At 26.5% G+C, this 25,458-nt stretch carries 31 protein-coding genes; 13 read left to right on the top strand and 18 right to left on the bottom strand.

Features of this window, described 5'->3' with window-relative positions:
• Positions 1-45 precede the first annotated feature (45 nt).
• Positions 46-684 (bottom strand): peptidoglycan recognition family protein, encoded by a 639-nt coding sequence (locus ABVS04_RS12815; RefSeq protein ID WP_368031138.1) that lies wholly within the window; start codon positions 682-684, stop codon positions 46-48.
• Between the two features lie 89 nt (positions 685-773).
• Between ABVS04_RS12815 and ABVS04_RS12810 the strand changes: the two genes are divergently transcribed.
• On the top strand, positions 774-1,064 hold the full coding sequence (locus ABVS04_RS12810; protein WP_368031137.1) for a hypothetical protein: 291 nt from the start codon (positions 774-776) through the stop codon (positions 1,062-1,064).
• A gap of 5 nt (positions 1,065-1,069) precedes the next feature.
• Here ABVS04_RS12810 and ABVS04_RS12805 read toward each other — a convergent pair whose 3' ends face one another.
• The gene (locus ABVS04_RS12805; protein ID WP_368031136.1) at positions 1,070-2,680 is read right to left on the bottom strand and encodes a cation:proton antiporter; all 1,611 of its coding nucleotides are present in this window, start codon (positions 2,678-2,680) and stop codon (positions 1,070-1,072) included.
• A 157-nt stretch (positions 2,681-2,837) separates the two neighbouring features.
• On the opposite strand from ABVS04_RS12805, the gene ABVS04_RS12800 reads away from it, so the two are divergent.
• Positions 2,838-3,161: a DUF6172 family protein gene (locus ABVS04_RS12800; protein ID WP_368031135.1), complete on the top strand. Its 324-nt coding sequence runs from the start codon at positions 2,838-2,840 to the stop codon at positions 3,159-3,161.
• A 16-nt stretch (positions 3,162-3,177) separates the two neighbouring features.
• Here the strand turns inward: ABVS04_RS12800 and ABVS04_RS12795 are convergent, their stop codons facing one another.
• Genes ABVS04_RS12795 through blaOXA form a run of 3 tightly spaced genes read right to left on the bottom strand, consistent with a single transcriptional unit; the run spans position 3,178 to position 5,569 of the window.
• The gene (locus ABVS04_RS12795) at positions 3,178-3,876 is read right to left on the bottom strand and encodes an MOSC domain-containing protein (protein WP_368031134.1); all 699 of its coding nucleotides are present in this window, start codon (positions 3,874-3,876) and stop codon (positions 3,178-3,180) included.
• Between the two features lie 35 nt (positions 3,877-3,911).
• A complete protein-coding gene (locus ABVS04_RS12790; RefSeq protein ID WP_368031133.1) occupies positions 3,912-4,778 on the bottom strand; it encodes an aldose 1-epimerase family protein in 867 nt (288 codons plus the stop codon).
• Positions 4,775-5,569, bottom strand: coding sequence for a class D beta-lactamase (gene blaOXA / locus ABVS04_RS12785; protein ID WP_368031132.1), 795 nt, complete (start codon positions 5,567-5,569; stop codon positions 4,775-4,777). Before blaOXA ends, ABVS04_RS12790 begins: the two co-directional genes overlap by 4 nt.
• A gap of 102 nt (positions 5,570-5,671) precedes the next feature.
• Between blaOXA and ABVS04_RS12780 the strand changes: the two genes are divergently transcribed.
• On the top strand, positions 5,672-5,794 hold the full coding sequence (locus ABVS04_RS12780; protein WP_368031131.1) for a hypothetical protein: 123 nt from the start codon (positions 5,672-5,674) through the stop codon (positions 5,792-5,794).
• Between the two features lie 6 nt (positions 5,795-5,800).
• Here ABVS04_RS12780 and ABVS04_RS12775 read toward each other — a convergent pair whose 3' ends face one another.
• Positions 5,801-7,183, bottom strand: coding sequence for a DEAD/DEAH box helicase (locus ABVS04_RS12775; protein ID WP_368031130.1), 1,383 nt, complete (start codon positions 7,181-7,183; stop codon positions 5,801-5,803).
• 193 nt (positions 7,184-7,376) lie between these two features.
• Positions 7,377-7,793, bottom strand: coding sequence for a DUF3010 family protein (locus tag ABVS04_RS12770; RefSeq protein ID WP_368031129.1), 417 nt, complete (start codon positions 7,791-7,793; stop codon positions 7,377-7,379).
• Positions 7,794-7,960: 167 nt separating this feature from the next.
• On the opposite strand from ABVS04_RS12770, the gene ABVS04_RS12765 reads away from it, so the two are divergent.
• Positions 7,961-8,596 carry a LysE family translocator gene (locus ABVS04_RS12765; RefSeq protein ID WP_368031128.1) on the top strand — a complete coding sequence of 212 codons (636 nt, stop codon included), beginning with the start codon at positions 7,961-7,963 and terminating at the stop codon, positions 8,594-8,596.
• Positions 8,597-8,619: 23 nt separating this feature from the next.
• Here ABVS04_RS12765 and ABVS04_RS12760 read toward each other — a convergent pair whose 3' ends face one another.
• On the bottom strand, positions 8,620-9,048 hold the full coding sequence (locus ABVS04_RS12760; protein WP_368031127.1) for a hypothetical protein: 429 nt from the start codon (positions 9,046-9,048) through the stop codon (positions 8,620-8,622).
• A 128-nt stretch (positions 9,049-9,176) separates the two neighbouring features.
• Here ABVS04_RS12760 and ABVS04_RS12755 point away from each other — a divergent pair, with 128 nt between their 5' ends.
• The 3 genes from ABVS04_RS12755 (at position 9,177) to ABVS04_RS12745 (ending at position 11,827) form a co-directional block, all read left to right on the top strand.
• Complete coding sequence (locus ABVS04_RS12755) at positions 9,177-10,802, top strand: YcaO-like family protein (protein WP_368031126.1); 1,626 nt, start codon at positions 9,177-9,179, stop codon at positions 10,800-10,802.
• A gap of 45 nt (positions 10,803-10,847) precedes the next feature.
• Positions 10,848-11,225 (top strand): DUF302 domain-containing protein, encoded by a 378-nt coding sequence (locus ABVS04_RS12750; protein WP_368031124.1) that lies wholly within the window; start codon positions 10,848-10,850, stop codon positions 11,223-11,225.
• A gap of 134 nt (positions 11,226-11,359) precedes the next feature.
• Positions 11,360-11,827 carry a DUF2721 domain-containing protein gene (locus ABVS04_RS12745; protein WP_368031123.1) on the top strand — a complete coding sequence of 156 codons (468 nt, stop codon included), beginning with the start codon at positions 11,360-11,362 and terminating at the stop codon, positions 11,825-11,827.
• A gap of 21 nt (positions 11,828-11,848) precedes the next feature.
• Here the strand turns inward: ABVS04_RS12745 and ABVS04_RS12740 are convergent, their stop codons facing one another.
• Positions 11,849-12,199, bottom strand: coding sequence for a RidA family protein (locus tag ABVS04_RS12740; RefSeq protein ID WP_368031122.1), 351 nt, complete (start codon positions 12,197-12,199; stop codon positions 11,849-11,851).
• Positions 12,200-12,308: 109 nt separating this feature from the next.
• On the opposite strand from ABVS04_RS12740, the gene ABVS04_RS12735 reads away from it, so the two are divergent.
• Entirely contained in the window at positions 12,309-12,539 is a 231-nt protein-coding gene (locus ABVS04_RS12735; protein ID WP_368031121.1) for a transcriptional antiterminator Rof, read from the top strand.
• Between the two features lie 43 nt (positions 12,540-12,582).
• Here ABVS04_RS12735 and ABVS04_RS12730 read toward each other — a convergent pair whose 3' ends face one another.
• Positions 12,583-14,820, bottom strand: coding sequence for a nitrate- and nitrite sensing domain-containing protein (locus ABVS04_RS12730; RefSeq protein WP_368031120.1), 2,238 nt, complete (start codon positions 14,818-14,820; stop codon positions 12,583-12,585).
• 143 nt (positions 14,821-14,963) lie between these two features.
• Positions 14,964-15,110, bottom strand: coding sequence for a hypothetical protein (locus tag ABVS04_RS12725; RefSeq protein WP_368031119.1), 147 nt, complete (start codon positions 15,108-15,110; stop codon positions 14,964-14,966).
• 249 nt (positions 15,111-15,359) lie between these two features.
• Between ABVS04_RS12725 and ABVS04_RS12720 the strand changes: the two genes are divergently transcribed.
• Complete coding sequence (locus ABVS04_RS12720; RefSeq protein WP_368031118.1) at positions 15,360-16,187, top strand: ribonuclease H family protein; 828 nt, start codon at positions 15,360-15,362, stop codon at positions 16,185-16,187.
• Between the two features lie 66 nt (positions 16,188-16,253).
• Entirely contained in the window at positions 16,254-17,228 is a 975-nt protein-coding gene (locus ABVS04_RS12715) for an aldolase catalytic domain-containing protein (RefSeq protein WP_368031117.1), read from the top strand.
• Between the two features lie 82 nt (positions 17,229-17,310).
• On the opposite strand, the gene ABVS04_RS12710 is transcribed toward ABVS04_RS12715, so the two are convergent.
• The 3 genes from ABVS04_RS12710 to ABVS04_RS12700 are packed head-to-tail and all read right to left on the bottom strand — an operon-like array spanning position 17,311 to position 19,986.
• Entirely contained in the window at positions 17,311-17,895 is a 585-nt protein-coding gene (locus ABVS04_RS12710) for a DJ-1/PfpI family protein (RefSeq protein ID WP_368031116.1), read from the bottom strand.
• Positions 17,896-17,920: 25 nt separating this feature from the next.
• The gene (locus ABVS04_RS12705) at positions 17,921-19,498 is read right to left on the bottom strand and encodes a molybdopterin-dependent oxidoreductase (protein WP_368031115.1); all 1,578 of its coding nucleotides are present in this window, start codon (positions 19,496-19,498) and stop codon (positions 17,921-17,923) included.
• The gene (locus ABVS04_RS12700) at positions 19,495-19,986 is read right to left on the bottom strand and encodes a hypothetical protein (protein WP_368031114.1); all 492 of its coding nucleotides are present in this window, start codon (positions 19,984-19,986) and stop codon (positions 19,495-19,497) included. Before ABVS04_RS12700 ends, ABVS04_RS12705 begins: the two co-directional genes overlap by 4 nt.
• Positions 19,987-20,074: 88 nt before the next feature.
• On the opposite strand from ABVS04_RS12700, the gene ABVS04_RS12695 reads away from it, so the two are divergent.
• On the top strand, positions 20,075-21,445 hold the full coding sequence (locus ABVS04_RS12695) for a PLP-dependent aminotransferase family protein (RefSeq protein WP_368031113.1): 1,371 nt from the start codon (positions 20,075-20,077) through the stop codon (positions 21,443-21,445).
• Positions 21,446-21,466: 21 nt separating this feature from the next.
• Here the strand turns inward: ABVS04_RS12695 and ABVS04_RS12690 are convergent, their stop codons facing one another.
• A complete protein-coding gene (locus tag ABVS04_RS12690) occupies positions 21,467-21,775 on the bottom strand; it encodes a monooxygenase (RefSeq protein WP_368031112.1) in 309 nt (102 codons plus the stop codon).
• Positions 21,776-21,832: 57 nt separating this feature from the next.
• Positions 21,833-23,104: a DNA polymerase IV gene (locus ABVS04_RS12685; RefSeq protein ID WP_368031111.1), complete on the bottom strand. Its 1,272-nt coding sequence runs from the start codon at positions 23,102-23,104 to the stop codon at positions 21,833-21,835.
• A 140-nt stretch (positions 23,105-23,244) separates the two neighbouring features.
• Between ABVS04_RS12685 and ABVS04_RS12680 the strand changes: the two genes are divergently transcribed.
• Both ABVS04_RS12680 and ABVS04_RS12675 read left to right on the top strand, forming a co-directional pair.
• Positions 23,245-23,541 carry a cytochrome c gene (locus tag ABVS04_RS12680; RefSeq protein WP_368031109.1) on the top strand — a complete coding sequence of 99 codons (297 nt, stop codon included), beginning with the start codon at positions 23,245-23,247 and terminating at the stop codon, positions 23,539-23,541.
• A gap of 14 nt (positions 23,542-23,555) precedes the next feature.
• Complete coding sequence (locus ABVS04_RS12675) at positions 23,556-24,836, top strand: FCSD flavin-binding domain-containing protein (RefSeq protein WP_368031108.1); 1,281 nt, start codon at positions 23,556-23,558, stop codon at positions 24,834-24,836.
• 33 nt (positions 24,837-24,869) lie between these two features.
• On the opposite strand, the gene ABVS04_RS12670 is transcribed toward ABVS04_RS12675, so the two are convergent.
• Together ABVS04_RS12670 and ABVS04_RS12665 are read right to left on the bottom strand one after the other, a co-directional pair.
• The gene (locus ABVS04_RS12670) at positions 24,870-25,109 is read right to left on the bottom strand and encodes a hypothetical protein (RefSeq protein WP_368031107.1); all 240 of its coding nucleotides are present in this window, start codon (positions 25,107-25,109) and stop codon (positions 24,870-24,872) included.
• A gap of 5 nt (positions 25,110-25,114) precedes the next feature.
• Positions 25,115-25,309 carry a sodium-dependent tyrosine transporter gene (locus ABVS04_RS12665; RefSeq protein ID WP_368031106.1) on the bottom strand — a complete coding sequence of 65 codons (195 nt, stop codon included), beginning with the start codon at positions 25,307-25,309 and terminating at the stop codon, positions 25,115-25,117.
• Positions 25,310-25,458: the final 149 nt, after the last annotated feature.

The following is a 25,458-nucleotide window of genomic DNA, read 5'->3' as shown; positions in this document are numbered from 1 at the left end:
GTTATCTTATTATTATACAATAATTACAATAAATTACTTAGGGAATTACTTTTCGTAGACTTTTAAATCAGAAAAATTGCTTCGTAAACTTTCCATAAACCATTCAGATGGATCATGTTTTACTGTTCTATATTTAGCATCTCTTTCTAAAAATAAAGGATGATTTTCAAATTTTGTATATTCATAATGACCAATTAGGTATTCAATTGTTTTATATTTATTTTTTAAATATTTAACTAATTCAATATTTGCTTTTAATTGCTCTTTTGTTAAATCTTTTTCATTTCCACCAATATTTTCTATTCCAATACTTGAAAGATTTAATCCTATTACATGTCTTGCCATATGAGTTTCGGGCATTAAAGCATAAATTATTCCATCAAAATCTACTAAAAAATGTGCAGATACATTTAAACTTCCTGCTTTTAATATATAACTTCTATCTGGTGTTAATGTTTCAGCATTGAATCTATCAAATGATTCTTTTAAATCATCCATTGCAGTATGATGAATAACAATAACTTTAGGAATAATATCTATATTTTCAACATCCAAACCATAAGAACTTTTTATATATTGTTTAGTTAAATCAATTCTATTTTGTGAAAAACTAATAGGCATTTGTTTAATTTCAATAGAATATGCATAAATAAAAAGAGTTAATATTAATAAAATTTTTTTCATGGTGCAATTGTAACAGATTTTTTCAAATTTTCATTTGTTAATTAAATGAATAAGATAATATAATAAAGAAGTAATAAAAAAGGAAGATTATGGAAAACATAAAAGAAGAGTTAAAAGATTTAGTTGAAAATACTATGATTCCTGAAGTTGAAAATTATTTAGAAGATTTACACAAACTTTTAGAGACTAATTCTCAAACACCAGATGATATGTTAGCAATTGAAGAAATGGAATCATTTCTTGTTGAACTTCAAAATGTTTTAGCAGTTATAGAAGAGAATAAAACGCCAGATAGTGAATATCAAAGAATTTATGATTATATTATGCAAAACTTAGATGAACATGCACACGGACATGAACTTGAACAACAAGAAGATTAACAAATCTACTTGTTTTCTAACTTAAGTAAAGCCTCATCTACTAACAAACGCCCAACTTCTATATTAGCGTGAACAAATTTTTTAATATTTAAATCTTTTAATTGTGCTTTTTCATCAAGAGATTCAATCTTTAATAAAATATTTGCTTCACCATGAAATTTTAATACAGCTTCACAAATTAATCTTTTTTTATGAGTATCACTAAGAGTTATGATAACACTAGAAGCTTCATCCACTTTTAAAGATTCTAAAACAGGAAGTTTATCTAAGTGACCAAAATATGCCATATATCCTAATTTTCTTCCAAGAAGAACATGTCTTAAATCATCTGAGATTATTACAAAAGGAATATTTCTCTCAGATAAATCTCTTGCTATTACTCTTCCTAAAATTGAAAATCCACAAATAACAACATGATTTTTTGCTTTAATTGGCGTAATTTTGTCAGATTCATAAAACTCAATTACAAAATATGAAGCGATTTTATAGATATTATTTATTATAAATGGCGTCAAAATCATAGATAAAACAGAAATAAGTATTAAAAAACTTGCCATTTCATGGGAAATTAAATTATCATTTGATGCTAATGCAAATATAGCAAAAGAAAACTCTCCAACTTGACAAAGAGCTAAAGCTGCTTTAATAGCTGTACTTTTATCCGATTTTCTTCTAATAATTACATAAACAACTAAGGCCTTTATAAGCATAATAGCTATAAAAATTGCCAAAATAATATGTACATTATATAAAAAATATAAAGCATCTATTTTTGTTCCCACACTAAAGAAAAATGCCCCTAAAAGTAAATCTTTGTAGCTTGAAATATCTGATTCAACTTTTACACTAAAGTTCGTATCAGAAATTATCATACCTGCAATAAATGCTCCCAATGAATATGTAAAACCAACTTCATGAGCTAATAAAGAAGTTCCAATAACTATAGATAAAACTGAACCTAAAAATAGCTCTTCAATTCTTGTATCTGACGCAAATTTTAAAAGCCAAGAAATGATCTTTTTCCCAATTGTAAACATAAAAAATATAATTGCAAGTGCCAATACAAATGTTTTAGCTAATACTTCACCAATAGATAAAGTATCATTTGTCAAAAATGTAATTAAAAGTAAAATAGGAATAACAGCTAAATCTTGGAAAATTAAAATAGCAGTTGATTTTTCACCATATGGAGTATGAATATCCTTCGATTGTTTTAAATATGTTAATACAATTGCCGTTGAAGATAAAGAAAAAGCTAAAGAAACTATAAGTGAAACTTCAACACTAAGTTTGAAAATAAAAAAAGTTACAAGATATATCAATACTGCACTAATACTAACTTGTAAAAAACCATTTAATAATAAAATTTCTTTCATTCGTTTGATTTTATCAAGACTCATTTCAAGTCCTATTGTAAACATCAAAAAAACAATTCCAAATTCTGCTATAAGTTCTAAAGAGCCTATATCAACACCATTAAAATTAAATCCATAACTAATAAGTGTACCTGTGATTATATAACCAATAATATGAGAGATTCCAAATCTCTTCAATATAATATTTAAAATAGTAGCTATAAAAATAGTTAAAAATAACGTTAATAAAATATTTTCCATATTTCTCTTTTTTTCTAAAATGTATAAAAATTATATCAAATTTGCTTTGGTTATTTTATAATTGACTGTATAAAATATGTTCTATAAATATTCTTTCATAAAATTAAAATATTTTAATTTAAACCATAAATTAGATATAATCATCAAAAGGATTTATATGAGAAAAACATTCCAACTAATAGTTGAAAACAAAAACAAAGATAGACAAGTTGATTCTATAAAAAATGAAGTAAGAAAGTATATCAAAAGAGAAAGAAGTAAAAAATTACCAGAAAATTGTAACTACTGGAACTTTGATTGTAAATTTGGTAAAACAGCCCAAGAAGCAGTTGAAATTAGATTTGTAGATATTACAAAATCAATTGACATAGCAGCATCTGAAAACTTTGATAGTTTCTTTTTAGAACTAATAGCAAGAGCAGAATTTAGAAAACCAAAAGAAAAAGGTCAAGATAATGACGAAGATGAATTAGAAGATTAATTCATCTTCTAATTCATTATGTATGATAAAAAGAAAATTGATTATCTTTTTCTTTTAAATTATATCTTTTCGATAATGACTCAAAAAATGCTTTTCCTAAATCTTCACACTTTAAAGCTTCAAGAGTAAGCTTTTCATCACTCATTGGATTTATTATTAGTTGATTTAATTTCTCAATACTAAGATTTGAATTAACTCTTTTTTCTAAAATAACTTCGTCATTTTGACAAATAATTCCTTCATCTAAAACCTTTGCATACCAACCTGTTAATCCAGAATTAAAAATAAAATTTGTCATATTTTTTTCATTTGTATTTGCACTTAATTTCCAACAAGGCTGTCGTGGTTGTGTTACTTGAACTTTGCTTTGCCCTATTTTTAAAATATCTCCAATACAAATATCTTTCTCACAAATATTAGATAAAATCAAATTTTCTCCAAAATACGCCATATTTGTCATATCAAAATTATTATTAAAAAAAGAGTTTATTTTTTCATAAGTAATTGCAGAAAATAGAAATAAAGCTTTATTTTCTCCACCATGATGAAGTAAATCAGCTTGAGAATCCTCTTTAAAACCTGTTTTTGTAAGGTATGCTTTTGAAACTGGATATTTTTTTATTCCTGAAACTAATTCATTTCTTTTATTTTCTATTTTTGTTGTAGTTACTTTTCCTACTTTTACATATAAAACATTTGAGATTTTTTCATTCATTTAAAACTCCATTATTAAAAAATATTATAATTTTTTTAGATTTCAATACTATAAAAACAAGAAAAAATTTCATCTTTTTTCAAAGAAATTATCCCTTTTTTGTCTTCTAAATTTTTTGAAGAATCATAACTATCTGCAACTCCAAACCAAGGTTCAATACATAAAAAAGGCGCACCACTTGGTTTTGACCAAAGACCTAAATATGGGAATTTCTCAAACTGCAATTTTACATAATTCTTATTTTTTGAGTTTTTAAATGTTACTTGTTTTATATTTAAATCATTAAAAACTAAAGCATCATCTTTAAATAACTCTTCACTTAAAGGTATTTTATTATCTTTTATTTCTAAATCTGCACTTTTATAAACTAAACCTTTATCATTTAAAAAATATCTTTTTGTATTTTTTATATTTTGAAACTCGAAAAAACAATCATTTTTTTCTTCATTATCTAAAGGCCAGTTAAAAGCAGGATGAGCTCCTATTGAAAAAAGCATTTTTCCATCTGTTTTATTCTTTACTTCATAAGATATTACTAATTTATTTTCAACTAACTCATAAGAAAGATTAAGCTCAAAGAAGAAAGGATATATTTCTAAACTCTTTTCACTACTTTTAAGTCTAAATCTTAAATAATCATCTTCTTGTTTTACAAGTTCAAATTCACAATCTCTAGCAAATCCATGTTGAGACATTTTATATGTTTTTCCATCATAAAAATACTCGTCATCTTTTAATCTTCCAACTATTGGGAAAAGTATAGGAGCATGTCTATTCCAATATTTTGGATTAGCTTGCCACATATATTCAAGATTTTGATTATTGTTTTTCAAACTATTTAATTGTGCTCCTAATGAGTCAATTTTAGCACTTATGAGTGCATTTTTTATTTCATAATTCAATTTATAATTCCTTTTATTTTTAAAGCTTCTAATGTAATCCCTTTTCGTAAAGGTAAATCTTTTTGCCCATGTGTGACTATATTTGTAGCAAAAAACCATACATCATCTTTTGTTTCAATATATCCAATATACCAACCACTCTCAAATTCAAATCTTGTACTCCAACCGCTTTTTGCACTAAGAGTATAATTTTCATTTTTCTCTTCTATCATAATATTTTTTAATGTATTTATATACTCCATTTTGAAAGGCAAATCATTTTTATAAAGTTTTTTTAGAAAATCAATTTGTCCTAAAGCTGTAATTTTTAAAGATCCATCTAACCAAAAATCACTTACATCAATGCCTATAGTTTTATTTCCATAGTTTAGCTTTTCTAAATATTCTTTATATTTTGAAGCTGCAATTTTTGAAGTAAATTCTTTATAACACCAAACACATGAAACTTTAAATGCAGATTCTAAAGTTTGATCTTTATTCCAAGGAGTCATTCCCTTATCTGTTTTATCCCAAAGTATAATTGAATCAGCAGAAATTACTCCTTCGTTTAGAGCTATCAAAGTATGAGGTATCTTAAATGTAGAGGCAGGACTTAGTAAAGTTTCTGCTTTTTTCTCATTATAAATATATGTTTTTTTTGTATTTAAAGACTCTAAAATAAGAGTTCCTTCAATATTTTTATTTTTAAAAATAGTTTCTATTTGAATGTCACTTGCAAATAAAAAAGAATTAGAAATAAATATTCCTAATAAAAATACTTTTATTTTTGATAATTTTATCTGACTAAACATCTATACTCCACTTAATTTTTATTTTCCAATTCTAACAAAATATATTGATAATTTTTATAAATATTGATAAAATAAGGAATAATCTTTATAAAAGGATAAATTATGCAAACATCAATGTATAAACAAAGAAGTTTTCAAGATGAGATTTTAGATAGTTTTGAGTTAGTATTTAAACAAGTAAAGTCATTTTTGTATAAACATCATACTTTACTTGCATATTTTTAGAATTTACTAATTATTTTTAAAACCAGAATTAGTTCTTCTATTTTTTGAAGTATTATTAGTTGAGTGGTTACTATTTTTACTTCCAAATTTATTTTCACTATTTCTGTTATTTTTATTTTTAGAAGGTGCAGATGCATCTTCTTTTTTTCTTCCAAATGATTTTTTTGCACCATCTTTAGGTTTTGCTGTTCGATTTTGATTTGAACTATTTCCTCTGTTGCTTCTGTTTTGAATTGGTTCAGCTTTTATATTTGGATCTACTTTAAAGCCTAGTATTTCAATCTTTTTGATTTTTTCTTTAATTAGTTTTTCAATTCCCCATAAATAATCATGCTCATCTACACAAACTAAAGATATAGCAATACCTTCATTTCCAGCTCGTCCTGTTCTTCCAATTCTATGCACATAATCTTCTGCAATATTTGGTAATTCAAAATTTATTACATGTGGAAGTTGGTCAATATCAATACCACGTGCTGCAATGTCAGTGGCTACCAATACTCTTACATTTCCAACTTTAAAATCATCTAAGGCTTTTGTTCTTGCACCTTGTGATTTATTACCATGAATAGCAGCTGATGTAATACCATCTTTTACAAGCGCTTCACTCAATTTGTTTGCTCCATGTTTTGTTCTAGTAAAAACTAAAACTTGTTTCCAATTGTTTTTATGCACAAGATGAAGTAAAAGTTCTTTTTTTCTCTCTCTATCTACATGATGAACTATTTGCTGTACCTTATGTGAAGTACTATTTGCTTTAGCAACTTCTATTAAAACAGGTGTATTTAGTAAACTATCTGCAAGTTTTTTGATATCTTCTGAGAAAGTTGCTGAAAAAAGTAGATTTTGTCTCTCTTTTGGTAAGATTGCAAGAACTTTTTTAATATCATTTATAAATCCCATATCAAGCATTCTATCAGCTTCATCTAAAATAAAAAATTCTATTTTTGTTAAATCTAAACAATTTTGAGAAACTAAATCAAGAAGTCTTCCAGGAGTTGCAATAACGATATCAACACCTTTTCTTAAAAGTGCAATTTGAGGATTGATTCCAACTCCACCGAAAATTACAGCTGATTTAAAAGGAAGATATTTTCCATAAGTTTCAACACTAGCTGCAACTTGAGCTGCAAGTTCTCTTGTAGGAGTTAAAATAAGTGCTCTTACATGAGATTTTTTATCTTTTGAATAAGATGTTTTTAACCTTTGTAATAAAGGTAGTGTAAAACCAGCTGTTTTCCCAGTACCCGTTTGAGCACCTGCTAAAACATCTTTTTTTGATAAAATTACTGGAATAGACTTTGATTGAATAGGCGTAGGAGTTGTATAACCCTCTTCTTTTATTGCACGTAAAAGTTCTGAGCATAGCCCTAAGTTTGAAAATGACATAAGTACCTTGTTTTTTATGAACCTATCAAAAGCTGTAAACTTGAGTTACGATCTAGGTTATATAATATGAGTTTAGTTGAGTTGTAAAGTGGATACAAAAACGAAGTCAGGCGTAGACCGATGTACGCTGAAATTACAACATTATATCATAATTGTAACAATTAAAACTATTTTTGAATTAATTTAGATTATTTCACTGTTTTTCCAAAAATGACAGGGCGCATAAGTATGCTTGCTCTTGATATTTTTTTAGATTTTTTGGAAATTCAATATTGTTTTTTTTCTCAAAGGCATTGATAGTTTGAGCAGAAATTAGCTCAACTTTACAAACCGTATTTAGTTGGATAATAGCTTCAGCTTTAAAAGTATTTGAGCCACCAGAAAAAGAGCCTTTTTTAGCTCTTTTTTTGATAAGAACTTGCTCTATTTGATTCTTTTGTAAAAACTCATTTATAACTTTAGAATAAGCGATGATATTTTCTTGAACTTCATCATCAGCTAACTCGATTTTTTTCACTTTTAAATCTATATAATCTATTTCATCATTGTTTTTTTCTAAAACTACTAATATTGTATTATTTGCTTTTAAGTCTATTGCACATATTTTCAAAATATACTCCTTGAGTTTATGTATTTTGAATTATATATTATTTAATTTTTTAAAGCTTATTTTATTGCATTTTGTAATATTTATCTCTATTCTCAAAGTTAATAGCAATTTTCTTCTATATTTTAGAATAAATTTGATGATATAATTTTAAAAAAAGAAATAAATAAATGATTGAATTTTCTACATATTTAAATGAATTTCTAATAGTTATCATTGCTACATTTTTTGCAGTTATTAGTCCTGGTCCTGATTTTGCTATGGTTTTAAAACAAAGTATAACTTATGGGAAAAAATCATCAATATATACAAGTATTGGTATTGGCTTAGGTATTGGTGTTCATGTGATTTATACACTACTTGGTATTGGGCTTATTATTTCTAAATCTATAATTCTATTTACTATTATCAAATTTTTAGGTGCTGGATATTTGATATATATAGGTTATCAAAGTCTAAAATCAAAAGGTTTAAAAATAGAAGAAAATAAAGATATTGAGATAAAAAATATGAGCAATATAAAATCTTTTTCTATGGGATTTTTATGTAATGCTCTAAATCCTAAAGCAACAATATTTTTCATATCATTATTTACAGTTATTATCTCTATTGATACGCCTATTTATGTCCAGGCTATATATGGAATTGCTTGTATTTTTGAAGTTATGTTATGGTTTGTTTTTTTATCGATAATTTTAAGTCAAAGAAGAGTTAGAGAATTCTTTAAAAAATTTGGTATTTGGTTTGATAGAGTTGTAGGTGCAGTATTAATATTAATTGGATTGAAAATTGCTTTTAGTAAATAAGAAACAATTTAATGTTTCTTATTTTACGCTTCTTCTGTTACGTAAAAAGTAGTTTTACCATTTTTTGGGTCATAGTTTTCACCATTTTTTGAAATATATGTATTTATGATTTTTCTAGCTTTTACAAATGAACTTGCATTTCCTATCTCTTCTCTTTTATCATCTTTTGTGATTACTGATTTGTCGTAGCCTTTTGCAAATTTTTTAGCAACACTTGCATCTAAAAATGTATATTTAACTATATCAATATCCCTTTTTACATCTATTGTAGCTTTTTTCTTTTCATCTTCAAATCTTAAAATTCTATTTCCATTTGATGAGATTTTCATTGTTGTTGCTGTTTCAATATTTTCTGTATCTTCAACTATTACATACTCTTTTCCATTTATTAATAGAATATCATCATCTAATTTTTTAATTTCTTTGATTAAAGTTTTTTTCCCTTTTGCCATTTAGCAACCTTTTATTTTATATTAGTTTCATATTGTATCTAATAATTCTAAGCTATTCTTAAAATATATTTTTTTTGGCTATAATCTGAATATCTTAAAAATCAATATGAATCGAGAAAAATAATCAAATGAATTTATTATCAAAAAATAGCCCAGTAGAACAATCAATTAATAAAATGAAAGAAGTTTTAAAAGATGTAGGTTGTGAAGCATCTTTTTCACAAGAAAAACATCCTTTAGAAAATTGCTTTTCAGTAAATTTAGCTTCAAATGAAGCTCCAAATCATATCTATTCAAATGGAAAAGGAACAATCTCAGATGCTTCAATAGCAAGTGCTTATGGAGAATATATCGAAAGATTACAAACTAACAACTTTTTTATAGATTTCCATCTTCCAAATAGAAAATATTATCCTGATGAAGTTGCTTTTGATTTTGGAGGAGATTATTTAAACCCTAAATTAAAAGAGATTTATGATGCAAATGGTGAACTAGAAGACAAGGACTTAGTAGACTTTAACAGTGATTATATGGACAAGATAGTAGCTCTTCCATTTATTAGAGAATCTGATAAAGTAAAAACATATATTCCAATAAATATCTTAAGTAACCTATTTGTAAGTAATGGTCTTGCAACTGGAAACACAGCAAATGAAGCAAAAGTTCAAGCTTTAAGTGAAATTTTTGAAAGATATGTAAAAATCGCAATTATCAAAGAAGGTTATGCACTTCCTAAATTTCCGGATGAATTAGTAAAATCTTTTCCAAAAGTTTATAAAGATGTAGAGACTTTAAGAAGTTTAGGTTATATCATTGAAGTTTTAGATTCATCTTTAGGTGGAGTTTTTCCTGTAACTGCAATTTCTCTAATAAACACTAAAAACAATACTCTTTTTGTATCTTTTGGAGCTCACCCTATTTTAGAAGTGAGTCTTGAGCGAACCATGACTGAACTTATGCAAGGAAGAGATTTGACAAATCTTGATGCCTTTGAAATTCCTACTTTTGATATGAGTTTAGTAGCTGATAGCTTTAATATTGAAGCTCATTTTATTGATTCAAATGGGAAAATTGGATTCCCATTTTTAAGTGCTAAAAAAAGCTTTGAATATGCTCCTTGGAAATATGAAGGAAATGGAAGTGATGATGAATATGCATTTTTATTAGATATTTTAGCTTCACAAAATAGAGAAATGTATGTAAGAGAATATACATATTTAGATTTCTATTCTTGTCAAATGATTGTTCCAAACTTCTCAGAAGTTTATCCTCTTGATGATATGGTTTACAATAATAAAAACAATGGAAAACTAATCAGAGATATGGTTTTAAACTTTGAAAAATATGATGTAAATGATATTTTAGACACAGTTGATAGTTTAGATGATTCACTTAATATGCAACTTTATATTGGTGTAATTTTCAAAGAAAACTTCACAATGGGAGATTTTAAAGCTCAAATGTTACTACTTTTACAAGAGTATGATGATGCTCTAGAAATCTTAGAATTCTCAAGTAATAAATTTGGTCATTTAGTTGCTCAATTAATTAGAATGAATAATGAAGAAATTGTATGGGCTGATTATGAAGAGGCTTTAAATAATGTTTATGGAAAAGAAAAAATACAAAGAGCTGTAAATATTCTTGAAGGAAAAGAGTTTTTAATCAATAGAACTTTACACCAAGATTATAACAATATGCTAAGTATGTTTGATAAACTTGAAGTAAAAAAATTGGCTTTTTATAAAAACTAATTTGATATAATTAATAAAATTTCAAAACTAAAAGAAGGAAAATAAATGCAATATGTAGAAACATCAAGTAAAAGTGTTCAAGAAGTAGTTGAGAGCCTAAAAGAAATATCTTCAAAATATAAATTTGGAATTCAACATATTCATAATGTAAAAGAAACTTTAAAATCTAAAGGAATTGACTTAGGAAATGAGTGTCAAATAGTTGATATTTGCAATCCTATAATTGCTGAAAAGTTTTTAAGTGAAGATATGTCTCTTTCTATTATTATGCCTTGTAAAATCTCTGTTTATACTCAAGATGGTGAAACTATGATAGCCATGAACTCACTTGTTCAATTAGTTGATGATATTAATCCTGATTTAATAGAAATTGCTCAAGAAGCACAAGATCAGTTATTAGAAATTATTGATGAAATAAAATAGGCAAAATATTGGAAATAATATATAAAATATTTGAAGTTGGTATTGCTTTATACTTCATTTATATGATAATAAAACTTCTGAAATGTAAATTTGGGAAATGTAATATAAAGTAAATAAAAAAATAAGAAGAAAATATGATAACTCAATTAAATTCAGATGGCGTAAATATAGTTTCTCAACTGATACAACTCTCTGTAGCTCCTGTATTTTTACTGGCAGGCGTGGCAGGATTGTTAAATGTTTTTACTGGAAGACTTTCAAGAATTATTGATAAAGTTGATAAGTTAGATAAATATGAAGAAGAGAATATATTAAAAGATGAAAAATCTATTTTAAAAATAACTCAAAGAAGAGAATTCCTAACTATGAGAATGAAAAATACAAATCTAGCCATACTATTTGCTACAAGTACAGGCTTGCTTGTAGCTATGGTTATTGTAACTATGTTTTTAAGTGCTATCTTTGATTTTAAAGACTTTTTATTTATCGCTATTTTATTTATTTTAGCGATGATTTGTTTGATAATCTCTCTATTTTTATTTTTAAGAGAGATTTTTTATACTACTTCTTTTATAAATAAAAAGCAAAGCTATATACCTTAAAAAAGTAAAAACAAATTGTTTTTACTTTTTTACAGATGTAAATATGATCTCCACTAAAGTTTGAGGTGTTGACATACTAGCTTGTACACAAGCACGTGCAGGAGGATTCTCTTTTGAAACCCATTCATCCCAAATTTCATTAAAATCTGCAAAATCTCTATCTATATCTTTTAAATAAATTTCAGCTCTTAAAATATTTTCTTTATCTGTATTTGATTGTTCAAAAAGTTCTTTTGCAATATTTAATACCTCTTTTGTTTGACCTTTTACATCAACCGTTTTATCAGTTGGAACAATTCCTGCAAAATATATTACACCATTATGCTCAACAATTTTACTCATTCTACTACCAATTATTTTTCTTGTTATCATGTGGCTCCTTTTATATAAGTATTTTAAGTATATCATTTTAAAATAAAAAATCATTTATTAATTCAATTAATACTAAAATCCTTTTTCAAATCAAAAAAAGGTCTTATTTATGTACACTCCAATTTCTTTAGATTTCTTTGATCAGTTAAATGTAGCAATGCAAAGAAAAATTCCATCAACTGTTGTTTTCTTAGATAATGGTGAGAAAAAAACACTTAAAGGTTTAGTTCAAACAATGGAAGTAATAGATGGGTTTGAATTTATGGTTTTAAATACAAAAGAGAAAATAAGACTAGATAAAGTTGTACTTTTCAATGGAAGACGTCATAAAGAAGAGTAAAAGACTAAGCCTTTACTCTAATACTTTATTAAAATAAGAATTCTTATATTTTAATAGAATCTTTTCCATTAAACTCTTTTGCATCAGCTTGAGTAATAATTTCATTTGATATTTCAAGAGTTTGTTGAGCTATTTCATTTGCAGAAGATGCATTTTGCGCATTTTGTTGTGTAATTTGATCTAAACTATTAACTGTATCATTTATTTGAATCATTCCTATTGATTGCTCTTTACTAGCTGTTGTTACATTTTGAATTAATTCTAATGTTATAGTAATATTTTCATTTAATTCACCATAACCTTTTATCATATCAGAAGCTATATCTTTACCTTCTTTAGTTTTTCTTTGAGCATTTTCAACTAAATCTTTTATTTGTTTGGCAGCTTCAGCACTTCTACTAGCAAGTGTTCGCACTTCTCCTGCAACAACTGCAAAACCACGTCCAGCTTCTCCTGCTGTTGCTGCTTCAACAGCTGCATTTAGTGAAAGAATATTTGTTTGAAATGCAATTTGATCAATAACACTTATTGCTTCACTAATAGCTGTTGTTTGAGAATTAATATCTTCCATAGAATCTACAGTTTTATTAGCTAATTCTTGTCCTAAAGAGATTGAAGTTTTAACTTTATTCCCATAATCTGCCATCTTTGCTGTTGTTTGAGTATTATTTGTTATATTTGAAGTTATCTCTTCTAAAGATGCAGCTGTCTCTTCTAATGATGCTGCTTGAGAGTTTGCAGCATTTGCAATTCCTTGCATATTTTGAGTTAATATATTGGCATTATTACTTAAAGTCACACCTATTTTTTTATTTTCAAGTAAAGTTTGAGTTATAACATCACCTAAAATATTTACATCTTTTTCAAGTTCTTTTATAATACCTTCAAGATTATTATTGGCTAATTTTGGTCTAAAATCAAGTTTTGAATATGAAGTTAGTACTTTTAAAATATTCGAAATATTTCCATTTAAAGTTTCTAACATTTCATTAATGATATTTTTTAATTCATTTAAAGAAGGATTATTTGAATCAAGTTCTATTTTTGTATTTAAATATCCATTGTTAATAGCATTTGTAACACGAATAGTATCAGCTATTAATGCTCTATCTTTTTGAATATTTACTTTTGTATCTTCAATATTTTTATTGATGATTTTTGACATAACCCCTAACTCATCATTAGATTTTACATCTATAAGTTCTATATCATCTTTTTCAAAATTAATAAATGCAAAAAAGTTTTCTACCCCTCTTTTTACAGAATCAACATCAATTAAAATAGTAAAAGCAATAGTTCTTGCTAAAATCATAGTTAAAGCAATTCCTAAAATACTTAATAAACCAAACACAATCATATTTTGATTTGCTGTACTCATTTCATTTTCAATTGTTTTTAACAAAGTTCCTGAAATATGATCTTCAACTTTTTTTAATAGATTTATTTTTTCTGTAATTTCTTTAAACCAATGATTAGCATCTACATTAAACTTTGAATCAATATCACTATACAATGCAATTTTTCTTATTCTTTCAACTTCATCTACCGATTCACCTTGTAAAGTAGTTTTATAAAATTTAACTATTTCTAAATCAGAAACTTTTAAAAAGGAATCCATATAAGCATTTTGTTCAGCTACCAAAGTATAAAATTTTGCTTTCATTCCAGCACCAAAACTATCTTTTGCAAAAGTATTAGTCCCTACAGCTCGCTCAATTCCTGCTCTTTCTTTTGATAATAAAAAATTCATATAAGAAACTAATTCTTGGGATACAGTTGCACTATTTGACAATTTTGTAATTGTTCCAATCACATTTAATAATAATTTATTTAAATCTGTATAATATCCAATAGCGATAGAAGCATCTAAAGATAAAGAGCTTACACCATTTCTAGTGCTTGACAAATCTTCAAGTTTTTTAAGTCCATTACTTAAATATTCTAAAAATTCAGAACTATATTTATTTTTATCAAATACAGATAAAAAGTTGTTTAATTCTTTTAATCTTTCATCAACATTTAATCTTTGAGATGGTAATTCAGTTTTAAATTTTTCACCTGAACTTCCTAAAAAACCAGCGGTCATTCCTCTTTCTTTTTGAGTTTCATGAACTAAAGCTCCAATTTTTGTAGAAAGAATAACAACTTGATCTAAATTTCTTAAATTTTTAGATGTACTAAATGAATCTATTGCTAATTTTGCTGCTAATAAAATAACCACAATAAGTGGTATTAACATTATTAAAATCAGTTTTTGTTTTATTGATAATTTTGAAAGCATAAAAACTCCATTTTCTTTAATTTTATTTATTGTAACTAATTTAAAATAAGTTAGGCATGATTATAGTCAATAGATTATTAGAAATAATTAGAGGGAGTCTTTTATACTCGATTTTATATAGAAATAATAATTTCTATATAATTTTAGTTGTTTTTCTTATTAAGAATTACTTTTGTTTTTTCAATATTTAATCCAGCTTTTGAACTTGCATCCGCTAAGTTTTCATTATTTGCTAAAAGTCTTAATAAAACTTCGATTTTTTTGTTTGTTTTTATATGTGTAATTGACATATGATTTTCCTTTTTTTTCTTCATTTTTATGAAGTTAATCAAAAGATAAATATGAGCTTGTTGTCTAAATGTAAATAATGTGTAATATTAATAGTGTGGGAATCAATAAAAAGCATAAAATAAAATAACAGATGAAACTCGAATTCATCTTAAGTACACACAGTATAACTGAATGTTTTAATAAAAGCAAGCCCTATAATATTTTTTAGTATACTTCCTATTAAATTTAAAGAAATAGAGAAAATAAGAATGATCATAAATAATAGTTTCATAGAGCTAATATCCCATAAAAATACCCTAAATAAAGAACAATTTAGAATATTAAATTTAGATTACCCTGCTTTAGAAAATTGGAAAGAATTGGCTTTAAATAAAGAAGTATCAAAGAATGATACAAATTTATTAATGCTTTTAAAGGGTGATTTATCCCTAAAAGCTCAAGAGCAAATAATAAAAAATTATCATATGGTATTAGAGTTTAACAATATTAAAGCGAAATCAGTTTATAAAATTCCTAAGAAAGAAGAAACAACTATTTCTAAAATTGAAGAAAAAGATGATGAGGAAGAGCATATAAGAATCTATTGTGATGGAGCATGTTCGGGAAATCCTGGAAATGCAGGAAGTGGACTTGCAATTTATTCAAATAAAAAAAATCCTGTCTTACTTTATGGAGCTTATGAAGAGGAAGGAACTAATAATATTGCTGAATTAAACGCTCTTTATCAAGCTTTATTAATAGCAAGACAAACAAATAGCCAAAATATTATCACTATTTATTCCGATTCAAAATATAGTATTGATTGTATTACCTCTTGGGCTTATGGCTGGAAAGCAAAGGGTTGGACAAAAAAAGCTGGAGAGATAAAAAATCTTGAACTTATAAAAGAGACTCACCAATTATATGAAAAATTAAAAAATAAAATTGAAATTCATCATGTAAAAGGCCACTCAGGTGTAGAAGGAAATGAATTAGCTGATAGAATGGCTGTGCATACAATAAAAGCAAAAAATAAAGATTTTGCTTTTTATTCATATAATAAAGTAGAAGATGTTTTATCTTTAACTTCATATTAAAGATGATTTGAGCAGCATTCAGATATTATAATAAATATTATTTAAGAAGAACAACGAGGGAAAAAAATGATTGAAAAAAAAGGTTCAATACTAACAGTTAGAGAAGACATCAAAGTTTTTGATTGTACAATCAGAGATGGTGGACTTGTAAACAATTACCATTTTACAGACGATTTCGTAAAAGCACTTTATGAAACATGTGTAGCTGCTGGTATTGATTATATGGAGATTGGTAAAAATGTATCTCCAACAGTAATGAGGGAAGAAGAGTATGGAGCTTGGAATTTCTGCAAAGAAGCTGATATTAGAAGAATTGTAGGTGAGAATAATACAAATCTAAAAATTGCAACAATGGCTGATGTTGGAAGAACAATAAAAGAAGAGATTCCACCAAAAAGTGAAAGTGTAGTTGATATGATTAGAGTTGCTACTTATATTCATCAATTACCAGAAGCTATTGAATTAATTGAAGATTTCCATGCAAAAGGTTATGAAACTACTTGTAATATTATGGCTATTTCAAAATCATTTGATGATGAATTAGATCAAGTTTTACAAACACTTAGCAAAACAAATGTTGATGTTATTTATATTGCTGATAGTTTTGGTTCATTTTATCCAGAACAAATCAATAAATTAACTGCTAAATACCTAGGTGCTGCAAAACCTGTTGGTAAAAAAGTAGGAATTCACGCACACAATAATCTAACTCTTGCTTATGCAAATACGCTAGAAGCTATGATTTATGGTACAAGTTATTTAGATGTTACCGTTTCAGGACTTGGACGTGGTGCTGGAAATTGTGCAATGGAGCTATTATTAGGTTTCTTAAAAAATCCAAAATACAAATTAGTTCCTGTACTTAAATTTATTGAAACTCATATTGTACCTTTAGAAAAAGAATTAGATTGGGGGCCAAGTGTACCTTATATTTTAACTGGCCACTTAAATGAACACCCAAGACCTGCTATGAAAGCAAGAGACGAAGGTGATACACAATACGTAAAGTTTTATAATAAATTAACAGAAGAGTATAGTTAATATTTAACTGTGTTTTATATTTTTCAGCCATAAAAAAGGGATTAATCAAAACTAATCCCTTTTATTTTTTAATCTCAAAATTTTAAAAATTTTGAGTCCAATCAAATTCCATTTGTCTAGCTGTTTTAATAGCTAGTTCTTCATCATATAATTTACGAATCAAATGCAAACTCATATCAATACCAGCAGAGATTCCTCCTGATGTTACAATATTTCCTTCGTCTATCCATCTTTTATTTTTTACTACTTTTAAACTTGGATAATCATTTTGTAAATCATCTATATCTTCCCAATGAGTTGTAACTTGGTGATTTGTAATAACATTTGCTTTTGCTAATAAAAAAGCTCCTGTACAAACTGAGGCTATTAGTTTGGCATTTTTTGAAGTTTCTTTAATCCAGTCTATAACTTTATCTTTTTTTAACTCATCAGTATGAATACCTCCAACTATAATTAGAACATCTAAATTAGGACAATTTTTAAAATGGTAAGTTGCATTTAATTTAAAACCACCTCTTGCCATAATAAGCTCATTATTTTCACTAATTAAAAATACATTATGTTTCTTTTGCTCATCTAAAAATCTAGCTGCAACTGAAAAAACTTCAAAAGGTCCTGCAAAATCTAAAACTTCCGCTTCATCATAGATATATATTCCTATATTCATTTTAATCTCCTTTATTTTTTATTTATTACACTATAGTTAATTTTATATCTTGAAATGTTGCATTTGTTCCACAATCACTTATTTCATTTGATGTGAGTTTATTTACTTGCTTATTTCCTGCATATATCAAAATAGAATTTGAATAAACTCTTTCATCATTTTTAACTTTTATTTGTATCCTCTTTATTTTAGATGATATTGTAACTAACTGGTTATCGACAAAACCTTTACTTGGATGAATATATGCATACTCATCATATTTAAATTGTGAGTTTAATGTATCTGTATGTTTTGATGTAAGAAGATAATACTCATCATCTTTTAAATCTAATAACTCTATATTTTTTGTATCTTGTGCCATAAATCTTATATCTGGTTTATCATTTACTTTTGTTTTAAAACAATCAAGATATTCATCTTCACTAAGAAGTCCATCAAATCCAAACTCTTTAAATAAATACGAAGTAAGCTCATATTCACTTACTGCATGATTATTCTCTTCACACACTTCACAAAATCGAACTTCATCATGTCCATAGCTAAGTCTTACATCTTTTTTTTGTAAAAAAGTTTTGGAAGGAATGATTATATCTGCGTATTTTGAAGTTTCATTTGCAGTGGTACCCATAAATATAACAAAGGTATTTTTTAATGATTCAATTACATATTGAGTATTAGGAGCTGATATTACTGGGTTTGCTCCTTGTATAAATACTACATCATAATCATCAAATTTAACATCTGCATAAGTACATGTTTTACTAGGATTTATAGATATTTTATTTTCAAAAGGATATGCACTATTTGCCAAATACCAAACACCTTTATTTTTACCATCAAAAAGATTTAGTTTATCGCATAGTTTATCTATCTCATGAAATATAACTGCACCTTCTTTATATTTTTGGGCTCCAACACCAAGCATAACAGATACTTTTTTATTACTTAATAGTTCTACTGTTTTATTTAGCTGCTCTTGTGTGATATTTAGTTTTGCTAAATCATCTGTTTTTATAGTTTTATTATCCAAAGCTTGTTGTAATAACTTAGATAAAAGAAAATCTCCTTTTGGAGGTATTTGTAAAAAAACTTCAGACTTTTTAGATATAGGCGTTGCTACTGGATCAATTGTGATAAATATTTTATCTTTTATTAATTTATAAATATGAGCTGATGTTTGAGTAAGGTTTCTTCCCCAAACCAAAATCACCTCACTGTTTTGAAGTTCTTCAATACTTGGGTTTACATTATATTTTCTACCCATTTCAATACCTGCTTCACCAGAAGCATCACAAATACTTCCACTTGAAAATGTAGCACCAATTTTGTCAAAAAACTTCATTGGAATTTTTTGCATTACACCCATATTTCCACTTCCTTTGTAGTAAAGAATTTTTTGATTAGGTTCTTTTAATTTTGCTACAACTTTTTTTAATGTAGAAACCAAATCTTTATCAAAAATATTCTCTTCATTTATAAGATATGCAAAATTCTTACAAAGTTTTTTATTTGTAATATAGTTATCATTTGCTTTACAAATACCATCTTTATATATAACTTCACAAGCATCAAAACAATCCATTGGACATGCAGTTAATTTCATCGTGGTTTCCTTTTTTGTGCTATTAATTCTTTTATTTCATCTAAATGTAATTTAAAATGTACTGGATAATCTATTATCATCTCTTCTAATGTATATTTGGTAAATAATGCACTTATACATATATTTTGTAATTTTGAAATATTGATATTTTTTATTACATTAGTCATATGAATATTCGTATATTTCATCAATTGCACTAAATCTTCCCAGTTATAGTTATCATAATCTTGTATTGCTATCCATTTATTATTGACGCCAAGATTTGCATAATCAGGAAAATTCAATAGACTTCTTCGATATTGTAAATGTATAATTCTGTGTGTATTGTTTGATGCTGAGTCAATTAAATGCCCTACAATTTGTTTTATCGTTCTATTTTGTGTATTTCTTTTTGTAAAAATTGTATTATCATCTATATATTTTAATATATTTTCCAATTTATTAAGTAGTTTTAATGTATCCCTACTTATATTTTCTAATAATTCCATCTTGATTCCTTTCCTTTTATTTATGGTAATATATCATTTATCTGTACTTCTATCAAGTGTCAAAATATTTTAAAATAAAGGGACAGTTTTGTATTTTATTAATAAAAATAGTAAAACTCCTCTTCATATCCAAGTATATGAAGAGATAAAAAAAGAGATAATACATAATCTAAAAGTGGGAGATAAACTCCAATCTATAAGGAAAGTTGCAACAATATATAATCTTAGTAAAACAAGTGTTGAATCTGCATATTCTCAACTTATTGCTGAAGGGTTTATTGATAGTTATCCACAAAAAGGATATTTTGTGACAGATACAAATTATGAGAACTTTAAAAATGAAACTAAACTCCCTATTGGAAAAGAGAAGACTAAGGAGGAATTTTTATACGACTTTCATCCTGCAAGATTAGAAAAAGAGTCTTTCCCTCTAAAAACATGGAAACGAATTTTTAATAAAGCTATTGATGAAAGTATAAATTTTAGTACCTATCGTGATGCTCAAGGTGAATATGGTTTAAGAGATGAAATAGCAAAATATCTTATTGAATCAAGAGGAGTAAAGTGTACTGCAAATCAAATTATTATATGTAATGGTTTTGGCGATTCTATGGAACTTATAATAAGACTTCTAAATAAAACACATAATACATTAGCAATAGAGCATCCTGGTTATTATGTAACAAGAAAAATATTTGAAGCTAATAATTATAAAATAAAAAAAATTCCTGTTGATAAAAGTGGAATTGATTTAAAAGAACTTAAAAAATCAAATGCAAAACTCGTTTATTTAACACCATCACACCAATACCCAACAGGAGTTACTATACCTATTTCTAATAGACTCAAGTTATTAGAATGGGCAAAACAAAATGATGCTTTAATTATCGAAGATGACTATGACAGTGAATTAACATATGACAATAGACCTATCCCTTCCATGCAAGGGTTAGATAAATTTGGTAGAGTAATTTATGTGGGCACATTTGCTAAATCCTTATCCCCAGCTATTAGAGTTAGTTATTTAGTAGCTCCTAGTATTTTACTCAAAGAATTTAACGAAGTTTTTGAATCAAGAGTATGTTTATTCACGCAAAAAACATTAGAAAAGTTTATGAAGGAAGGACATTGGGATAGACAATTACGAAAAATGAGAACACTTAATAAAAAGAAATATCTTCTAATGAAAAAATATCTTGAGATAAATTTGGGTGATACAATGATGATTGTAAATCAAGGAGGAGGATTATCTATTCATATTAATCCAACTGTTCCTTTTGATTGGGATAAACTAAAAGTATTAGCAGTAAAAAATAAAATAAAACTTCACTATGCAAAAGAAAAATCTGGTGGAGAATGGGAAGCTCTTATGATGGGATTTGGGGGATTAAAAGAGGAAGAAATAGAACCTTCTATAAATTTATTTTCTCAAATTTGGCATAAATGTTTAAGAGATTAAAAAAGGGATAATCCCTTTTTCTTAATTTAAAAAAGATGCTTTTGTAATCTTACTTAATGGTTCATTTACATTAAAAATCTTTACTCTTATATCTTTATATCCAAAAGATTCAAGTCTTTTTGTGTGCATTTCTAAATATCTTTTTGCATCAGTTTCATTGTCAAAAAGATAGATTCCTCCTGCTTCTTTTGTTTGCTCATTTTCTGTCCAAATTTTCCAAATTAAACCAGATTCTTCTGATATATTTTTTGCTAAATCAATAAAAGCATTTGAAAATTCTTCACCAAAAGGTCCGTGGTGTGGAAAGTCAACTTGTAATAAATATGCCATTTAAATCCTTCTCTTATTTTTATATTTAAATATACTATATTTTATATAAATATGATTTTATTTTTTAATCTCAAAACCACTTTTTATAATATCAATTCCATATTTATTTCTTAATTTCTGCATTTGATTTGTCAAAGCTCTTTTTTTTGTATCACTTTCATACTCAAAAAGATTATAAGTATATTCATTTACCTTTGCAAAATTTGACACTGTGATATTTAATTGGATTATTCCATGGGTTTTGTGATTGTCTGTACTTTCAAAAAGTTTTACCATTTCATTTTTGAAATCCATTTCATTAAATATTCTATTTACATTTATATAGTTTTTGGATTTAACTTTATATTCATATCTTATTAAAATAGCATAGGTGAGTGGATTTACATTTGCTTTTTTTACTAAAAAGCATAGATATCTACAAAGTATCATTACTCTTCTTTTTAGCTCAACTCTATCAAATATAACATCAAAGGTTCGCCCTATTCCTATTGATTTTTTTTCTCGCTCTATTGTTAGTTTATTATCTCTTATTCCGCAAACACGATTGTATAAATCAATTCCTGGTTTTTTCCAAGAGTAAAAAAGTTTTTGATTTTTTTTAATATCTCCAAGAGTTCTAATTCCATAACCTTTTAGTCTTTCTTGAAAAGCTTTTCCAATTCCAGGAAACTCTTTTATTGGAATATCTTTTATAAAATTTCCTATATTATCAGCACCAACATATTTAACCCCATCAGGTTTTGCATATTCTGTTATTAGTTTTGATAGAAATTTTGTATTTGCAATTCCTATTGAAACAGGTAATTTTAGCTCATTAAATATTTTTTTCTTTAAATAATAAGCAAATTCAACTATCTCATCATCACCTATATATCCAGTTAAATCTCCAAAGAATTCATCTATAGAAAATTGTTCTACTAAAGGAATTTCTTTTACTAATATTTCTTTTAATTTTGTTGATAAATCATGATATAAAGGATAGTTTGGAGGAAGCATTTTAAGATGTGGACATAAAGTTAAAGCTTCATTTACACTCATGGCTGTTTTTACTCCATAAGACCTTGCTTCATATGATGATGTTGTTATTATTCCTCTTATTTTTCCATTTTCATCTACAAAATATTCTTTGAAAGTTTTTTGACCTTCATTAGTAAGAATTGTACTAACAAAAGCACCACTGTTTTCTGAGATCTTTCTAATCTCTTTTTTTGATGAAAAAATATTAAGATTGCTTCGTCCTCCAACCGCAACTGGAATATGAAATAAACTATTATCAAGGGTTCTGTGAGCAGAAACAAAAAAACAATCGATGTCAATATGAACAAACATACTTATATTTTATACTATTTAAAAAAAATAATATGAATTTCTTTCATTTTGTTATGTTTTTATTAAAAACTATTTATCTTATCTTTAAGCTTTTTAAACTATGATATTTAGATTATACTTTGTATAACTAAGGAGAAAAAATGAAAAAAATTGCACTAGCATTACTTTGTTTAAGTAGCTTATCATTTGCTGCTGATTATGATCCAATTCGTGGAGAAATGTTATCCCTATCTTGCACTTCATGTCATGGAATTGATGGAAAATCTGAAGCTATTACACCATATATTGCTGGTATGGGTAAAGCTAATATGTACCAAATTTTATTAGATTACAAAAATGGTAAAAGAGTTGAAACTATGATGCAAAAACATGCAAAAGGTTTTAGCGATGAAGAGTTAGAGCAAATCTCTTATTACTTTTCAAATATTAAAAGATAGAAGGATTGAAGATGATGAATAGAAGAAGTTTCAACAAAATACTTTTAGGAACAACAGCACTATCTTTTGCAACTTGCGCAAGTATTGCAGATACAAAACTCTCTACAAATAAAAAAAGAGTTATTGTTGTAGGTGGTGGATTTGGTGGAGCGACAGCTGCTAAATATTTAAAAAAATTTAGTCCTGATACTGAAGTTATGCTAATAGAGCAAAATAAAGATTATTATACTTGTCCATTTAGTAATACTGTAATTGCTGGAATAAATAAAATTGATTATATAAAACATGATTATAAAACTTTAGAAAGTAAATACAAAATTATTGTAAAACATGAAAAAGTTCAAAAAGTTGATGGAACTACAAATAGTGTTATTTTAGAAAATGGTGAAATCATACCTTATACTAAAGCTATTGTTGCACCAGGAATTGATTTTAAATATGATAAAGGTTATATAGAAGGATCAGAAGAGTATGCACCTCACGCATATAAAGCAGGAACTCAAACCGTTCTTTTAACTGAGCAACTACAAAATATGAAAGATGGAGGAACTTTTATAATGGTTGCCCCGGCAAATCCATTTAGATGTCCTCCAGGTCCTTATGAAAGAGTTTCTTTAGTTGCTCACTATTTAAAACATAATAAGCCTAACTCTAAAATTGTAATTCTTGACCAAAAAAACAATTTCTCTAAACAAGGATTATTTCAAGAAGGTTGGGAAAAACTTTATAAAGGTATGATTGATTGGAGAAGCTCTGAATTTGGAGGGAAAGTAATATCTGTAGATCCTAAAACAAGAACTATCAAAACAGATGAGGGAGATATAGTAGCAGATGTACTTAATTATATTCCTGAACAAAAAGCTGGAAAATTAGCTTTTGATTCTGGCCTTACAGACGGAGATTGGTGTCCTATTAATACTAAAACATTTGAATCAAAACTTGTAAAAAATGTATATGTAATAGGTGATGCATGTATTGCATCTCCTATGCCTAAATCTGGTTTTTCTGCAAACTCTCAAGGTAAAATTGTTGCACTTCAAATTTCTAGAATTCTAGCAAAACAAGAAGTAATAAATCCTCCAAAACTTGCAAATACTTGTTATAGTTTAGTAGCTCCAAATTATGGTATTTCAATTGCTGCTGTATATGAAGCACATGATGAGAAAATAATTGATTTAAAAGAATTAGGTGCAGGTGGACTCAGTCCTTCATATGCAAATGAAAGTATCAGAATGCAAGAGGCAGAATATGCTGTTGGTTGGTATAAAAACCAAATGACAGATATTTTTAAATAGATAATATTAAATAAGACACATTATGTGTCTTATTTATTTTGTAATATACTGAATAACTTTTTGAGGAGCTTCACCTATTTTCACAATATTTGGTTCTTCAACCATATCTCTTTTATCACGATTTAATGCAAAAGTAACTTCATAGTCACCACTTGGACAAGAAATAATACTTTTTGCTTCACTTAATTTCAACTCAATACAACCTTGAAAATCTTCTTTTGCTGCAAAAAGTGTTGATGCAATAAATAATGAAAATAGTATTATTTTTTTCATTATACTTACTTACTTGAAAAATTAATTAATGTTTCTAACCATTTATTAGCATCTTCTACTGTTTCAAATCTTTTTGATTTAGCAACTTGATCTTTACCTTCATAAAATCTAACTCTAATTCCATCTTCTACATGGTCAATTTTTGTTCTTGTGATTTTTGATAAGTTTAAATAAACTCTTTCATTTAATTTTACAAACATTTTCGTTCTCACTTTCTTTTGATTTTACTCATTTTACTAGAATTTTCTTAAGTAGTAAATTATTTACAATAATTACTCAACTTTCGCACATAAAAAAATCATCAATTTCTTATGTATAAAAGCTTTATAAAGCCCATAAATAGACACTT

It is taken from the genome of Arcobacter sp. s6 (assembly GCF_040884245.1).
Classification (GTDB): Bacteria; Campylobacterota; Campylobacteria; order Campylobacterales; family Arcobacteraceae; genus Aliarcobacter.
This window is presented reverse-complemented; position numbering and strand designations above follow the sequence as displayed.

Bases quoted from the DNA above. Each gene is read 5' to 3' on its own strand.
- ABVS04_RS12815 (WP_368031138.1), bottom strand. From the start codon at position 684: ATGAAAAAAATTTTATTAATATTAACTCTTTTTATTTATGCATATTCT.
- ABVS04_RS12810 (WP_368031137.1), top strand. From the start codon at position 774: ATGGAAAACATAAAAGAAGAGTTAAAAGATTTAGTTGAAAATACTATG.
- ABVS04_RS12805 (WP_368031136.1), bottom strand. From the start codon at position 2,680: ATGGAAAATATTTTATTAACGTTATTTTTAACTATTTTTATAGCTACT.
- ABVS04_RS12800 (WP_368031135.1), top strand. From the start codon at position 2,838: ATGAGAAAAACATTCCAACTAATAGTTGAAAACAAAAACAAAGATAGA.
- ABVS04_RS12795 (WP_368031134.1), bottom strand. From the start codon at position 3,876: ATGAATGAAAAAATCTCAAATGTTTTATATGTAAAAGTAGGAAAAGTA.
- blaOXA (WP_368031132.1), bottom strand. From the start codon at position 5,569: ATGTTTAGTCAGATAAAATTATCAAAAATAAAAGTATTTTTATTAGGA.
- ABVS04_RS12780 (WP_368031131.1), top strand. From the start codon at position 5,672: ATGCAAACATCAATGTATAAACAAAGAAGTTTTCAAGATGAGATTTTA.
- ABVS04_RS12775 (WP_368031130.1), bottom strand. From the start codon at position 7,183: ATGTCATTTTCAAACTTAGGGCTATGCTCAGAACTTTTACGTGCAATA.
- ABVS04_RS12765 (WP_368031128.1), top strand. From the start codon at position 7,961: ATGATTGAATTTTCTACATATTTAAATGAATTTCTAATAGTTATCATT.
- ABVS04_RS12760 (WP_368031127.1), bottom strand. From the start codon at position 9,048: ATGGCAAAAGGGAAAAAAACTTTAATCAAAGAAATTAAAAAATTAGAT.
- ABVS04_RS12755 (WP_368031126.1), top strand. From the start codon at position 9,177: ATGAATTTATTATCAAAAAATAGCCCAGTAGAACAATCAATTAATAAA.
- ABVS04_RS12750 (WP_368031124.1), top strand. From the start codon at position 10,848: ATGCAATATGTAGAAACATCAAGTAAAAGTGTTCAAGAAGTAGTTGAG.
- ABVS04_RS12745 (WP_368031123.1), top strand. From the start codon at position 11,360: ATGATAACTCAATTAAATTCAGATGGCGTAAATATAGTTTCTCAACTG.
- ABVS04_RS12740 (WP_368031122.1), bottom strand. From the start codon at position 12,199: ATGATAACAAGAAAAATAATTGGTAGTAGAATGAGTAAAATTGTTGAG.
- ABVS04_RS12735 (WP_368031121.1), top strand. From the start codon at position 12,309: ATGTACACTCCAATTTCTTTAGATTTCTTTGATCAGTTAAATGTAGCA.
- ABVS04_RS12730 (WP_368031120.1), bottom strand. From the start codon at position 14,820: ATGCTTTCAAAATTATCAATAAAACAAAAACTGATTTTAATAATGTTA.
- ABVS04_RS12725 (WP_368031119.1), bottom strand. From the start codon at position 15,110: ATGTCAATTACACATATAAAAACAAACAAAAAAATCGAAGTTTTATTA.
- ABVS04_RS12720 (WP_368031118.1), top strand. From the start codon at position 15,360: ATGATCATAAATAATAGTTTCATAGAGCTAATATCCCATAAAAATACC.
- ABVS04_RS12715 (WP_368031117.1), top strand. From the start codon at position 16,254: ATGATTGAAAAAAAAGGTTCAATACTAACAGTTAGAGAAGACATCAAA.
- ABVS04_RS12710 (WP_368031116.1), bottom strand. From the start codon at position 17,895: ATGAATATAGGAATATATATCTATGATGAAGCGGAAGTTTTAGATTTT.
- ABVS04_RS12705 (WP_368031115.1), bottom strand. From the start codon at position 19,498: ATGAAATTAACTGCATGTCCAATGGATTGTTTTGATGCTTGTGAAGTT.
- ABVS04_RS12700 (WP_368031114.1), bottom strand. From the start codon at position 19,986: ATGGAATTATTAGAAAATATAAGTAGGGATACATTAAAACTACTTAAT.
- ABVS04_RS12690 (WP_368031112.1), bottom strand. From the start codon at position 21,775: ATGGCATATTTATTACAAGTTGACTTTCCACACCACGGACCTTTTGGT.
- ABVS04_RS12685 (WP_368031111.1), bottom strand. From the start codon at position 23,104: ATGTTTGTTCATATTGACATCGATTGTTTTTTTGTTTCTGCTCACAGA.
- ABVS04_RS12680 (WP_368031109.1), top strand. From the start codon at position 23,245: ATGAAAAAAATTGCACTAGCATTACTTTGTTTAAGTAGCTTATCATTT.
- ABVS04_RS12675 (WP_368031108.1), top strand. From the start codon at position 23,556: ATGAATAGAAGAAGTTTCAACAAAATACTTTTAGGAACAACAGCACTA.
- ABVS04_RS12670 (WP_368031107.1), bottom strand. From the start codon at position 25,109: ATGAAAAAAATAATACTATTTTCATTATTTATTGCATCAACACTTTTT.
- ABVS04_RS12665 (WP_368031106.1), bottom strand. From the start codon at position 25,309: ATGTTTGTAAAATTAAATGAAAGAGTTTATTTAAACTTATCAAAAATC.